The sequence below is a fragment of the Variovorax sp. 01T439_2 genome (assembly GCF_056398445.1).
Genome location: NZ_JBFTPJ010000036.1, coordinates 1 through 13,832, shown reverse-complemented (window position 1 = coordinate 13,832; position 13,832 = coordinate 1). Strand labels below are relative to the sequence as shown.

Below are 13,832 nucleotides of genomic sequence, written 5' to 3'. Positions count from 1 at the left end.
GCTCGATGTCGGTGGTGCCGATCAGCGTGAACTCGTCCTGGTAGGGAATCGCGAAGATGATCCGCTTGTCGGGGTTCTGGAAGATGTAGGCGTGGTCGTGTTCGAACAGGCGCGGCACCACGATGTGGCTGCCCTTGACCAGCCGCAGGTGCCGCGTGGCCAGCGGCTCGCCCTTGGCCGACTGCGCCACGCCGCGCAGGAACGATTCCGCCCACGGCCCCGCGGCATTGACCACGGCGCGGGCGCGCACCGCGCGGATGCCGCCGTCCGCGGCCTCGAGCGTGGCGGTCCAGCCGTCGGCGTCGCGCTGCGCATGCACGCAGCGGGTGCGCGTGAGCACCTCGGCGCCGCGGGCCCTGGCATCGACGGCGTTGAGCACCACGAGCCGCGCATCGTCGACCCAGCCGTCGGAATAGACGAAGCCGCGCTTGAACTGCGGCTTGAGCGGCGCGCCGGCCGCATGGCTGCGCAGGTCGATGCTGCGCGAGCCCGGCAGCACTTCGCGTTTGGCGAGATGGTCGTACAGGAAGAGCCCGATGCGGATCATCCAGGCCGGCCGCATCGACGGGTCGTGCGGCATCACGAAGCGCAGCGGCCACATGATGTGCGGCGCGCTCTTGAGCAGCACTTCGCGCTCCTGCAGCGCCTTGCGCACGAGCGAGAACTCGTAGTACTCCAGGTAGCGCAGGCCGCCGTGGATCAGCTTGGTGGAGGACGACGAGGTGTGTGAGGCGAGATCGTCCTTCTCGCACAGCACCACGCGCCAGCCCCGGCCGGCCAGGTCGCGCGCAATGCCGCAGCCGTTGATGCCGCCGCCGACGATCAGCACGTCGCAATCGGTTGCCGGCGAAGGCGGATTGGAGGAGAAATCGCTCACAGAAGATGGGCCCGTTGGTTCATGACTTTGGTCACGGAAGGGCGCCATTGTATTTTCGCGTCTTTTCATTTGGATTCCTTTTGGCGCGATTTTCCTCCGAGTTTTCCCTTAGTTGGATTCGTTTTCTTTCGTTTTAAAGTGGCGCGGCCTGTACTCTCTGGAGAGTCTTCACGCTTTCCACGACGCCTCTGTGAACTCCAATCCGCGCCAGATCAATCTTCTCGATACCGTGCGCACGCGCGGCTCGGTCACCGTCGAACAGCTGGCCGACATGCTGGGCGTCACGCTGCAGACGGTGCGGCGCGACGTGCAGCGGCTGGCCGACCAGGGGTTGCTCACGCGCTTTCACGGCGGCGTGCGCGTGCCGAGTTCCACCACCGAGAACATCGGCTACCAGCAGCGCGAAACGCTGCATGCAGAAGGCAAGGCGCGCATCGCGCGGCGCGTGGCCGAGCTGGTGCCCAACGACTGTTCGCTGATCCTCAACATCGGCACCACAACCGAGGCCATCGCCAAGGCGCTGCTGCGCCACACGGGTCTGCGCGTGATCACCAACAACCTGAACGTGGCGACGATCCTGAGCGGCAACACCTCGTGCGAGGTGATCGTGGCGGGCGGTTCGGTGCGCCCGCGCGACCGCGCGATCGTGGGCGAGGCGACGATCGATTTCATCCGCCAGTTCAAGGTGGACATCGCGCTGATCGGCGTGTCGAGCATCGAGCCTGACGGGTCGCTGCGCGACTTCGACCTGCGCGAGGTGAAGGTGGCGCAGACCATCATCGCGCAGGCACGCGAGGTGTGGCTGGCCGCGGATGCGAGCAAGTTCAACCGGCCCGCGATGATCCAGCTGGGCACGCTGTCGCAGATCGACCGCCTCTTCACCGACGCGGAGCCGCCGGCGCCTTTTGCCGATCTGCTGCATGCGGCGCAGGTTCGGCTCGAGATTGCGCGCGATTGAGTCAAATGAGAGTTCGTTCTTTTGTTCGTCGCGTGGGGCATTGTTCGGGGCGCGCTCCCGCCGACGGGGTACCTTGCTCCGCGAATGTCCTCCGGCCTGCGGCCTCCCCCTTGATTTCGCTGCGCAAGGCACCCCATCAGCGTGATCGTTGTTCAGCGCGGTGGTTGATCAGCCGCGAACCGACAGCGTGCCCAGGTGCACAGAGCATCGGGTGCTCCCCGCAGCGAAATAAAGGAGGAGGCCGCAGGCCGGGGGACATTCGCGGAGGGGAGTACCCGGTGATCTGTGCACACGCCCTGAACAGCAGCGCCCAGAACAAATGACATGACCCCGAGGACCATTCACGCCATGACCTACCTGCTCGCCCTCGACCAAGGCACCTCCAGCTCCCGCAGCATCGTGTTCGACCGCGAAGGCCGCATCGTCGCCATCGCGCAGAAGGAGCTCACGCAAATCTATCCGCGGCCCGGCTGGGTCGAACACGACCCGATGGAGATCTGGTACAGCCAGCTTGCCACCGCGCGCGACGTGCTCGCCAGGGCCAAGCTCCAGCCCGCGGACATCCACGCCATCGGCATCACCAACCAGCGCGAGACCACCCTGCTGTGGAACCGCAAGACCGGCCAGCCCGTGCACCACGCCATCGTCTGGCAGGACCGGCGCGCCGAGCCGATGTGCGCGCAGCTGCGCGACCAGGGCATGGCCGCCACCATCCAGGAGAAGACCGGGCTCGTCATCGACGCCTATTTTTCCGGCACCAAGCTGCGCTGGCTGCTCGACAACGTGCCCGGCGCACGCGCGCAGGCCGAGCGCGGCGAACTCGCCTTCGGCACCGTTGACAGCTGGCTCATGTGGCAGCTCACCGGCGGCAAGGTGCACGTGACCGACGTGAGCAACGCCTCGCGCACCATGCTCTTCAACGTGCACCGCAACGAATGGGATGCCGACCTGCTCAAGGCGCTCGACATTCCCGCGGCGCTCATGCCCAGCGTGCAGCCGTCGAGCTCGCACTTTGCCGACACCGACGCCGCCCTGCTCGGCCGCGCGCTCCCGATCGGCGGCGTGGCCGGCGACCAGCAGAGCGCCCTCTTCGGCCAGGCCTGCTTTGCGGCCGGCATGGCCAAGAACACCTACGGCACCGGCTGCTTCCTGCTGATGCACACCGGCGGCGAATTCCAGCCCTCGCACAACGGCCTGCTCGTGACCAGCGCCGCGCAGACCAGCGCCACGCCGCAGTACGCGATGGAAGGCAGCGTGTTCGTCGGCGGCGCCGTGGTGCAGTGGCTGCGCGACGGCCTGAAGGCCATCAAGGGCAGCGCGGAAGTGCAGTCGCTCGCCGAAAGCGTGCCCGATGCGGGCGGCGTGATGATGGTGCCGGCCTTCACCGGCCTGGGCGCGCCCTACTGGGACGCCGATGCGCGCGGCACCATCACCGGCCTCACGCGCGGGACCACGGTGGCACACATCGCGCGCGCCGCGCTCGAGAGCATCGCCTACCAGAGCGCCGCGCTGCTGCAGGCCATGAGCCGCGATGCGGTGGCGGCCGGCGGCACGCCCGTCGCTGAACTGCGCGTGGACGGCGGCGCTAGCGTGAACGACCTGCTGATGCAGTTCCAGGCCGACCTGCTGGGCATTCCCGTGGTGCGGCCCGAAGTGATCGAGACCACCGCGCTTGGCGCGGCGTACCTGGCGGGCCTGTCGACCGGCGTCTACAGCGACGCGCGGCAGCTCTCGAAGCTGTGGAAGGTGGAGCGGCGCTTCATGCCGACCATGGGCCGCGCGCAGGCCGAGGAATCGATGGCGCGCTGGGAGCGCGCGGTGCGGCAGGCCACGGCGACCTGAGGCCTGCTACCAGCTCCCGCCTACCAGCCCCACACCAGGCGCCGCGCCACCCAGCCGGTGCCGCCGCCTTCGTGCCGGACCTTGACCCAGTCGCCTCGGCGCTCGAGCGTGCGCAGCACGTCGCCATAGGCCGCCCGCTTCACCACCGGGCTGCGCGTGCTCGGCGACCTGCGCAGCACGGCCACCTTGGCCTTCACCACGTGATGCGGCGTCTTGCTGGTCATCGGGCGGTAGACCCATGCCTTGTCGTTCTCGAAGTCGCTGACCCGCAGCCAATCGCCCTTGCGGCCGATGACGCGGAACGGGTAGCCCTTGCCCACGGTCCAGTGCGCTTCGTAGCGCTGGCCCGGACCGGTGCGCATGTTCAGGGTCTTGGCCGCGGAACTGACCATCTGCCGCTCGGCGGCGAATGCGGACGGCAGCGCCATCCACGAGAGAACGAATGCGAGCAGCAGCGCGGGCAGTCGGCTGGATCTGAACATGGAGGGAGGGTTCCTTTCTATCGGGCTTCACGAAGATGTCCGGCGATGCCGGGCGAGCCCGTCTGGGCCTGCGAGGCGCAATAAGTTCCGTGGGGGATATCCCGCAGTGCCGCAGCAAAGACCCCGTTGCAGCCCGGACACTGGCAGGCAGCGCACACGTCGCGGGGCAAAATGCGCCCGCCCTCTCGTCCTCCGGCTTTGCACGATTGACCACCCTCCACTTCGAAGCGTCCGCCGTCCGGAACGCCTCGCACCCCCTGCTCGCCTGCGGCGCGGTCGGTGCCACGCTGCTGGCATTCATCGTGCTGGGCCACGACGGCCGGCGGATCGCGCAGCTCGCGGTGCTCGCCGCGCCGATGGTGCTGTGGCTCGCGTGGCCGCTGCGCAGCGCACGGCTGCGGCGCCTGCGCGCGGCGCTCGTCTGGCTCTGGGTGATGGGCTTCGCGCTCGACGGCGTGGCGCGCGCCTACCTGCTCGACACCTACCAGGCCGCGCCTGACGGCGCCATGGTGCTGGGCGCCGCGGCCAACACCAGCGTGCGCGAAAGCACCGAATACCTGAGGATGCACTGGCGGTCCGCCGTCGTCTGGTCGGCGGCGCTGGCGGGGGCCGCGGTGCTCGCGGGCATGTTCGTGCGGCGCGGTGCGGCGGCGGTTTCAGCTTCGGCGGCGCCGGGCCTGCGCCCGCGCCTTCCGTTCTGGCCGAGGTCGCTGGTGCTCATGGTGCTGCTTCTCGCCTGCCTGGCCTATGCGAGCAAGCCGTGGCGCCGGCTGCATCCCGCGCTGTTCTGGTCCCAGTGGTCGCATTCGGTCCACGCGCTGCGCGCCGCATGGGCCGACCAGCAGCAGGTGCGCGACCGCATGATGGCGCAGGCCAAGGCGATCGCGCCCGTGCCGCTGGAGGCCGGCCCGTCGACGGTGGTGCTGGTCATCACCGACAGCATCAACCGCGACAACATGGCGCTCTACGGCTACGGCCGTCCCACCACGCCGCGGCTGCTGGCGCACAAGGCGCAGGCCGGCGACCAGATGGCCGTGCTGCGCCACGCGTGGTCGGCGGATGCGAGCACCCTGCCCGCGCTGCGCAACCTGTTCCACTTCGGCTTGCCCCACACGGAGAACGGCGAGAACCCGCCGCACCTGCTGGCGCTGGCACGCGCCGCGGGCTACAAGGTCTGGTGGATCAGCAACCATGACGACCTGGCCATCGAGCAGCAGCATGCGCGCTTCGCCGATGTGGTGGACATGGTGAACCGCACGCCCGGCCGCGCCAGCGCCTCGCTGGACGGCGAGATCCTCGACTGCGTGCAGGAGGCGCTGCAGGATGCGGGCACCGACCRCAAGCTGATCGTGGTGCACCTGATGGGCGCGCACCCGCACTACAGCCTGCGCTTTCCCGAGAACGCCAATCCCTTCGACGACGACGTGGATGCGGTCGAGACCGGCCTGGTGAAGAACGGCCGGTCGGCCTGGGTGCGCCGCTTTCGGCAGGAGTACGACGCCGCGCTGCTGTACCACGACTTCGTGGTGTCCGAGCTTTTGCAGCAGACGCGCAGCGCGGGCAACCCGCATGACTATCGCGCCTGGATCTACCTGTCGGACCACGGCCAGGAAGTGGGCCATGGCAGCGACCGTGCGGGCCACAGCCCCTCGACCGCTTCGGGCTACCGCATTCCGGCGGTGATCTGGCGCAACCGGCAGCCGCTGCCGGACGGCGCCGCGCAGCAGCAGCCCTTTCGCGCCGACTGGACGGCCTGGACGCTGATGGACCTGCTCAAGATCCAGTGGCGCGGCCAGGTGCCCGAGCGCAACGTGCTGGACCCGGCCTACCGCTGGCAGCCTCCGAAGATCCCGGTGGCCGTCGAGTCGTTCTCGCGCTGACGAAGGGCCGCCGGGGCTGCCTGCTCAGTGCGCCGGAACCAGGAAGTCCTGGCTGATGCGCCCGCCGAGCTCGTTCACCCGGTCGAGGAACTGCGTGAGGTAGGCATGCAGCCCGGTCGCAAGGATTTCATCGACGCGCGCGTACTGCAGGTCGGCCAGCAGCTTGCCGGCGCGGCGCTGGGTTTCGGCGCTCTGCTCGTTCTGCACCTTGGCGAGGTTGTTCACCACTTCGACCAGGCTCGCATGCAGCGAACGCGGCATGTCGGCGCGAAGAATGAGCAGCTCGGCCACGCGCTCGGGCTTGATCACGTCGCGGTACACCTTGCGGTACACCTCGAAGGCCGAGACGCTGCGCAGGATCGCGCTCCAGTGATAGAAGTCGTACTCCTGGTCTTCTTCCGTGGCGGTGCCGAAGAACTCGCTGTTGAGTGCGTGGAACTTSACGTCSASCAGCCGCGCGGTGTTGTCGGCGCGCTCCAGAAAGGTGCCAAGGCGCGAGAAGTAGAACGCCTCGTCCTGCAGCATGGTGCCGAGCGTGACGCCACGCGACAGGTGCGAGCGGAACTTGACCCATTCGAAGAACTGGGCCGGGTCGCGCTCGAAATCGCCGGCGCGCAGCATGCGGTTGACCTCGAGCCAGGTGGTGTTCTGGGTTTCCCAGGCTTCGGTGGTGAGTGCGCCGCGAACCGCCCGCGCGTTCTCGCGCGCGGCCTTGAGGCAGGAAAGGATGGAAGACGGATTGCTCTCGTCCTTGACCATGAACTCCATCACGTCGTGCGGCGTGATCTGCTCGTACTTCTTGTTGTACGAGGGCAGCAGCTCGCTGATGGACAGCACGCCCTGCCAGCCGTACTTGGCCACTTCGGCCGACTGGGGCAGCAGCGAGGTCTGGTAGTTGACGTCGAGCATGCGGGCGGTGTTCTCCGCGCGCTCGGTGTAGCGGGACATCCAGTAAAGGTGATCGGCGGTGCGTGACAGCATCTTTTGTGCTCCTACGATTGGCTTTGCGACTGTGCCGCCTTGTTGGGCCTGGGCGCGCGGTCGGCTTCGAGGATCCAGGTGTCCTTGGTGCCGCCGCCCTGCGATGAATTGACCACCAGCGAGCCCTCCTTGAGCGCCACGCGCGTGAGGCCGCCGGGCACCATCTGCACCTCGCTGCCCGAAAGCACGAAGGGGCGCAGGTCGATGTGGCGCGGCGCAATGCCGGCATCGACGAAGGTCGGCGATGTCGACAGGCTCAGCGTGGGCTGCGCGATGTAGCCATCGGGCTTGGCGATGACGGCCTTCTTGAAGTCCTCGATCTCGGCCTGCGTGGCGGCCGGGCCGATCAGCATGCCGTAGCCGCCGGCGCCGTGCACCTCCTTCACGACCAGGTCCTTCATGTTGTCGAGCGTGTACTGCAGTTCGTCCTTGTTGCGGCACATGTAGGTGGGCACGTTCTTCAGGATCGGCTTTTCGCCGAGGTAGAACTCGACCATCTTGGGCACGTAGGGGTAGATCGACTTGTCGTCGGCCACGCCGGTGCCCACCGCATTGCAGATGACGACGTTGCCTTCGCGGTAGGCGCGCATCAGGCCCGCGCAGCCGAGCGTGGAGGTGGGGCGGAAGACCTCCGGGTCGAGGAAGTCGTCGTCGACGCGGCGGTAGATCACGTCCACGCGCCGCGGCCCGCGCGTGGTGCGCATGTAGACGAAGTTGTCCTTCACGAACAGGTCCTGCCCCTCGACCAGTTCCACGCCCATCTGCTGGGCGAGGAAGGCGTGCTCGAAGTAGGCGCTGTTGTACATGCCGGGCGTGAGCACCACCACCGTGGGCTCGGCCGTGGCGGGCGGCGCGCTGGCGCGCAGCGTCTCCAGCAGCAGGTCGGGGTAGTGCGCCACGGGCGCGATGCGGTTCTGGTTGAACAGCTCGGGGAAGAGCCGCATCATCATCTTGCGGTTCTCCAGCATGTAGCTCACGCCGCTGGGCACGCGCAGGTTGTCCTCGAGCACGTAGTACTCGCCGTTGCCCTGGGCATCGGGGGCGCGCACGATGTCGATGCCCGAGATGTTGGAGTACACGTTGTGCGGCACGTTGACGCCCATCATCTCGGGGCGGAACTGCGCGTTGTTCAGGATCTGCTCGGCCGGAATGATGCCGGCCTTGATGATTTCCTGGTCGTGGTAGACGTCATGCAGGAAGCGGTTGAGCGCCGTCACGCGCTGCACCAGCCCCTTTTCCATGCTCTCCCACTCGTGGGCCGGAATGATGCGCGGCAGCAGGTCGAACGGTATGAGCCGCTCGGTGCCGGAACCGTCCTCGTCCTTGGCGCCGTACACCGCAAAGGTGATGCCGACCCGGCGGAAGATCATTTCCGCCTCTTCGCGCCGCGATCGCATCACCTCGCCGGGTTGCTTCGCAAGCCATTGGTCGTAGCGCTTGTAGTGCTGTCGGATTGCAGCCCCCGCATAGGGCAACTGCTCATACATCTCGTCGAATTTGTGCATGGAACGACCAATCTCCTTGAGCCATAGCTTAGCAAGTTCGAGGCCAGTGAAAGCCCTATGTTGAGGCGAAACACCGCGCCGCCGCCCGCTTTCACGGCAGGCGGTGGTGCCAATACCGGGCATTGCGCTCCCGTTCGCAGCCGACTTCGCCCGGTTCCCGGCTGCGCCACAGCACGGCGCCGCAAGGCACGCTCTCGACCAGCTTCACGCCCTGCGCGGCATAGCGCTCGACCACTTCCGGGGCCGGATGGCCGAAACGGTTGCGGTAGCCCGCCTGGACCAGCGCGATGCGCGGGCGCACCGCCTCGAGGAACGCGGCGCTCGACGAGCTCTTGCTGCCGTGGTGCGGCGCGAGCAGCACGTCGGCGCGCAGGTCGGCCGCGCGCGACACCAGCGCCGCCTCCTGCAGGCGCTCGATGTCGCCGGCCAGCAGCACCGTGGCGCCGCCGTTGGCGATGCGCAGCACGCAAGAAATGGCATTGGGCTTGGTGAACGACAGGTAGTCGCCCGCTGCCGGATGGAGGATCTCGAAATCCACGCCGTCCCAGCTCCAGCGCTGCCCCGCCTCGCAGCGCCGGGCCGGGCGCACCGACTGCAGCGGGTGCGTGGCCTCGATCGAGCTCAACAGCGCCGCCTGCGGCTGCATCGCGAGCACCGCGGGCGCGCCGCCGGTGTGGTCGCTGTCGCGGTGGCTCAGCACCAGCATGTCCAGCCGCTCGTCGAAGGCGCGCAGCAGCGGCACGAGCACGCGGTGGCCGGCGTCGCTCTCGAGGCTGTAGCGCGGACCCGCGTCGTACAGCAGGCTGTGCGTTGCGGTGCGCACGAGGATCGCGTTGCCCTGCCCGATGTCCGCGGCCAGCAGCTCGAACTGCCCCGCGGCCGGCCGGGGCGCGTGCCAGAGCAGCACCGGCAAGAGGAGCGGCAGGCCCAGCGTGCGCAGCGACCACGGCAGCCGCATCGCAAGCAGAACGCCGCCCGCCACGCCGCAGGCCGCCATCCACACGGGCGGCGCCGCCATCGAGAGCGTGGCGTACGGCAGTGCGGCCAGCCAGCGCAGCAGCAGGGCCAGCGCCTGCACGGCCCAGGCGGCAAGCTCCCATAGCGGCGGCGCCACGGCCCCCAGCATCGCCAGCGGCGTGACCACCAGCGTGACCCAGGGGATCGCCACCGCATTGGCCAGCAGCCCCACCACCGACACCTGCTGGAAAAGCAGCAGGCTCAATGGCGTCAGCGCCAGCGTGATCACCCACTGCTCGCGGAAGAAGGCCAGCAGCCGGGCCGACCGGCCCGCCGCCTCCTCGGCCGGCCGCATGAAGCCGGTCGCGAACAGGATGCCGACCGCCACGAAGCTGAGCCAGAAGCCGGCCTGCATCAGCGCCCACGGGTCGACGGCCACCACCACCGCCGCGATCAGCAGCCAGACATGGGGCCATGGCCAGCGCCGCCCCGTGAGCCGCAGCAGCGCCGCGGTCGCGAGCATCCACACCGTGCGCTGCGAAGGCACGCCCCAGCCGCTGAAAAGCGCATAGAGCCCGGCCAGCAGCACGCCGCCGGCCAGCGCGGCCTGCGGCGCGGGAACGCGAAGCATCAGCCGGCCGCTGCGCCGCCACAGCGCACCCACCGCATGCGCGGCAAGCCAGGCGAACATGGTGATGTGCAGCCCCGAGATCGACATCAGGTGGGCCACGCCGGTGGCGCGGAACACATCCCAGTCGCTGCGGTCGATGGCGCCCTGGTCGCCGGTCACGAGTGCGGCGATGACGCCGGCCTGCCGCGCGTCGGCCACGCGCTCGAACACCGCATCGCGCACCGCCTCCCGCGCACGCTCGATCGGATGCAGCCATGTGGATTGCAGGTGTGCCGGCGCGGCATCGCGGGCGCCGGTTCGCACATAGCCGCTGGCATGCACGCCCTGCTCCCAGAGCCACAGTTCGCTGTCGAAGCCGTGCGGATTGAGATTGCCGTGCGACGCCTTGAGCCGCACCGTGAGGCGCCAGCGCTCGCCCGCATGCAGCGCGGCCGCGTCGCCGGCCGTGGCTCGGCCTTCCGTCGCGCGCCCCCAGAGAGAGCTGTCCTCGCGGTACCAGCCGAGCGCGATGCGCGCCGGAACGCGTGGCGCAGCCCCGGCGCGCCCATCCGCCCAGCGCGCCGACTCCACATCGAGCCGAAAGCGCGTGCCGCCCTCGTTGCGCTGGGGCATCTGCGCGACCACGCCCACCACCTGCAGGTCGCGGCCTTCGAGGGCCGGGTCGAGCGCGCCCGCTGCGTAGACCGCCGCGCGCCAGCCCGCGAGCCCGCCGGCGGCAAGCGCACCGCAGGCCAGCGCAAGGGCCATCGCAAGCCCTGCTGGCATGCGAAGGTGCCATCGCCATCGGCGCGACAGTGCCGCCAGCCCCGCAAGGCCCGCGAAGAGCAGCGCCGCATAGGCACCCGCGCTCCACAGCCGCGGCTGCTGCAGTTGCAAGGCCGCGCCGAGCAGCGATCCGCCCAGCGCAGCAAAGGCCCACGACGCCGCCGCGGCGCCCGCCGAAGCGCGTGCCGGCCTCACCGGCCAACTCCAGAACACATGATGCAAACCCCCCCCATGCTCGCGCTCAGTGGCGCGTTAATTGCTTTGCTTCTGGGCTAGTATGCGTCTCACAAGAGACATCTTTTCGATGCAATCTCGCAGTACTGCACACAAAACGCATGTCCATTCACGCCGCACTCCACCACGTCACCCACTACAAATACGACCGCCTGGTGCAGTTGGGCCCGCAGGTCGTGCGCTTGCGCCCCGCGCCGCACTGCCGCAGCAACGTCATCTCGTATTCGCTGCAGGTCGAGCCGGCCGAGCACTTCGTCAACTGGATGCAGGACCCGTTCGCCAACTACCAGGCGCGGCTCGTGTTTCCCGAGAAGACGCGCGAATTCAAGGTCACGGTCGACCTGGTCGTCGAGATGGCGGTCTACAACCCCTTCGACTTCTTCCTCGAACCGCAGGCTGAGAACTTCCCGTTCAAGTACACCGCCTCGCAGGCCGAGGAACTCGCGCCCTATCTCGTCACAGAAGAAGCCACGCCGCTGCTGGCGGCTTACCTCGACAAGATCGAGCGCAAGGAACAGCGCACCATCGACTTCCTGGTCGGCCTCAACCAGCAGGTGCAGCAGGACGTCAACTACCTGATCCGCATGGAGCCCGGCGTGCAGACGCCGGAAGAAACGCTCACCAGCGGCAGCGGCTCCTGCCGCGACTCGGGCTGGCTGCTGGTGCAGCTGCTGCGCCATTGCGGCCTGGCGGCGCGCTTCGTCTCGGGCTACCTGATCCAGCTCACGCCCGACGTCAAGGCGCTCGACGGCCCGAGCGGCACCACGGTCGACTTCACCGACCTGCACGCCTGGTGCGAGGTCTTCCTGCCCGGCGCGGGCTGGATCGGCCTGGATGCCACCTCGGGCCTTTTGGCCGGCGAAGGCCACATCCCGCTCGCCTGCACGCCCACGCCTTCGAGCGCCGCGCCCATCGAAGGCGGGGTGGACGAAGCCGAGGTCGACTTCGGCCATGAGATGAAGGTCACGCGCATCTACGAATCGCCGCGCGTGACCAAGCCCTACACCGAGGAGCAGTGGGCCGAGGTGCTCGCGCTCGGCGACGCGGTCGATGCGCGGCTGAAAGCCGGCGACGTGCGCCTCACGATGGGCGGCGAGCCCACCTACGTGGCCACCAGCGACCGCGACGCGCCCGAGTGGAACACCGATGCGCTCGGCCCCACCAAGCGCGGCTATGCCACCGAGCTCGTGCACAAGCTGCGCGCCGAATACGGCCAGGGCGGCTTCCTGCACTTCGGCCAGGGCAAGTGGTACCCGGGCGAGCAATTGCCGCGCTGGGCGCTGTCGATCTTCTGGCGCGCCGACGGCCAGACGCTCTGGCACGACCCCGAACTCTTCGCCGACGAGCGCGTGCCCACGCACTACACGAGCGAAGACGCGCGCCGCTTCACCACCGTGCTGGCGCACAAGCTCGGCATCACCGAACGCTACGTCCAGCCCGGCTACGAAGACGTCTACTACTACCTCTGGCGCGAACGCCGCCTGCCGGTCAACGTCGACCCCTTCGAGTCGAAGCTCGACGACGAGCTCGAGCGCGTTCGCCTGCGCCGCGTGTTCACGCAGAAGCTCGACGCGGTCATCGGCTACATGCTGCCGCTGGAACCCGCCAACGCCGATGCCGACGCGCCCGCGCTCGAAGGCCCGGGCTGGAAGACCGGCCCCTGGTTCCTGCGCGACGACCGGCTCTACCTGATCCCGGGCGATTCGCCGATGGGCTACCGCCTGCCGCTCGATTCGCAGCCCTGGGCCAGCAAGGGCGACTACCCCTACTTGGTCGAGCGCGACCCCACCGCGCCGCGCGCCGCGCTGCCGAGTTCGGCCGACTACCGCGCGCGCTATGCCGTGCCGGCCGGCGGCGCAGCGGGCGCCGACCTGGGCGCCGTACCCTATGCCTTCGGTGCGCCGCCGGTGGTGCCTGCGGCCCTGCGCATGCAGGCGCCGGGCGAGGCAGCCGCCGCAGGCACGGCCGCGAGCGGCGATGCCACCGCAGCCGACGACGCAGCCGCAGCCACCCGTTCTTCCGCCACGCCGTCCACGCGCCAGCCGGTGCGCGGCGAATCGGCCCACTGGGTCACGCGCACCGCGCTGTGCGTCGAAGTGCGCGATCCGCGCCGCGCCAATGGCCCCGCGGCCGAGAAAAAGGGCAGCGCCTCGGGCGTGCTCTATGTCTTCATGCCGCCGCTCGCGCGCCTGGAGGACTACCTGGACCTGGTCGCGGCCGTCGAAGCCACCGCGCAGCAGCTCGGYATGCGCATCGTGATGGAAGGCTATCCGCCGCCRCGCGAYCCGCGCCTGAAGATGCTGGCCGTCACGCCCGACCCGGGCGTGATCGAAGTCAACATCCATCCGGCCCACAACTGGAAGGAACTGGTCGCCCACACCGAGTTCCTCTACAACGCCGCGTTCGAGACCCGCCTCTCGGCCGAGAAGTTCATGACCGACGGGCGCCACACCGGCACCGGCGGCGGCAACCACTTCGTGATGGGCGGCGCCACGCCGGCGGACAGCCCGTTCCTGCGCCGGCCCGAGCTGCTCGCGAGCCTCTTGCTCTACTGGCACAACCACCCTTCGCTGAGCTACCTGTTCTCGGGCATGTTCATCGGCCCGACCAGCCAGGCGCCGCGCGTGGACGAGGCGCGCAACGACCAGGTCTACGAACTCGAAATTGCCCTGAAGGAAATCGCCAGGAGCCGCGAGGTCCACGGCCAGAACATGCCGGCC

At 68.8% G+C, this 13,832-nt stretch carries 9 protein-coding genes; 4 read left to right on the top strand and 5 right to left on the bottom strand.

Translation table 11 applies throughout. The annotated features are described in order from the left end of the window. A partial coding sequence (gene glpD, locus AC1DOC_RS03210; protein ID WP_478129395.1) for a glycerol-3-phosphate dehydrogenase occupies window positions 1-946 on the bottom strand: 946 nt, incomplete at its 3' end. A 121-nt stretch (window positions 947-1,067) separates the two neighbouring features. On the opposite strand from glpD, the gene AC1DOC_RS03205 reads away from it, so the two are divergent. Together AC1DOC_RS03205 and glpK are read left to right on the top strand one after the other, a co-directional pair. Next, window positions 1,068-1,835 carry a DeoR/GlpR family DNA-binding transcription regulator gene (locus AC1DOC_RS03205; protein ID WP_012748495.1) on the top strand — a complete coding sequence of 256 codons (768 nt, stop codon included), beginning with the start codon at window positions 1,068-1,070 and terminating at the stop codon, window positions 1,833-1,835. 348 nt (window positions 1,836-2,183) lie between these two features. After that, a complete protein-coding gene (gene glpK, locus AC1DOC_RS03200; protein WP_478079887.1) occupies window positions 2,184-3,677 on the top strand; it encodes a glycerol kinase GlpK in 1,494 nt (497 codons plus the stop codon). Window positions 3,678-3,697: 20 nt separating this feature from the next. Here glpK and AC1DOC_RS03195 read toward each other — a convergent pair whose 3' ends face one another. Then, window positions 3,698-4,159, bottom strand: coding sequence for an SH3 domain-containing protein (locus AC1DOC_RS03195; protein WP_478079885.1), 462 nt, complete (start codon window positions 4,157-4,159; stop codon window positions 3,698-3,700). A gap of 35 nt (window positions 4,160-4,194) precedes the next feature. Between AC1DOC_RS03195 and AC1DOC_RS03190 the strand changes: the two genes are divergently transcribed. Next, window positions 4,195-6,039, top strand: coding sequence for a phosphoethanolamine transferase (locus AC1DOC_RS03190; protein WP_478129394.1), 1,845 nt, complete (start codon window positions 4,195-4,197; stop codon window positions 6,037-6,039). Window positions 6,040-6,063: 24 nt separating this feature from the next. On the opposite strand, the gene AC1DOC_RS03185 is transcribed toward AC1DOC_RS03190, so the two are convergent. The 3 genes from AC1DOC_RS03185 to AC1DOC_RS03175 all read right to left on the bottom strand — a co-directional run bounded on the left by AC1DOC_RS03185 (window position 6,064) and on the right by AC1DOC_RS03175 (window position 11,073). Continuing rightward, window positions 6,064-7,020: an alpha-E domain-containing protein gene (locus tag AC1DOC_RS03185; RefSeq protein WP_478129393.1), complete on the bottom strand. Its 957-nt coding sequence runs from the start codon at window positions 7,018-7,020 to the stop codon at window positions 6,064-6,066. A gap of 11 nt (window positions 7,021-7,031) precedes the next feature. Next, window positions 7,032-8,525 (bottom strand): circularly permuted type 2 ATP-grasp protein, encoded by a 1,494-nt coding sequence (locus tag AC1DOC_RS03180; RefSeq protein ID WP_012748500.1) that lies wholly within the window; start codon window positions 8,523-8,525, stop codon window positions 7,032-7,034. Window positions 8,526-8,616: 91 nt separating this feature from the next. Continuing rightward, window positions 8,617-11,073 (bottom strand): DNA internalization-related competence protein ComEC/Rec2, encoded by a 2,457-nt coding sequence (locus AC1DOC_RS03175; RefSeq protein WP_478079882.1) that lies wholly within the window; start codon window positions 11,071-11,073, stop codon window positions 8,617-8,619. 140 nt (window positions 11,074-11,213) lie between these two features. Here AC1DOC_RS03175 and AC1DOC_RS03170 point away from each other — a divergent pair. Next, window positions 11,214-13,832 (top strand): transglutaminase family protein (locus AC1DOC_RS03170; RefSeq protein WP_478129392.1); only part of this gene is annotated, 2,619 nt, incomplete at its 3' end.

Excerpts from the sequence above, each read along its gene's own strand:
- glpK (WP_478079887.1), top strand. The coding sequence starts at position 2,184 with ATGACCTACCTGCTCGCCCTCGACCAAGGCACCTCCAGCTCCCGCAGC.
- AC1DOC_RS03195 (WP_478079885.1), bottom strand. The coding sequence starts at position 4,159 with ATGTTCAGATCCAGCCGACTGCCCGCGCTGCTGCTCGCATTCGTTCTC.
- AC1DOC_RS03180 (WP_012748500.1), bottom strand. The coding sequence starts at position 8,525 with ATGCACAAATTCGACGAGATGTATGAGCAGTTGCCCTATGCGGGGGCT.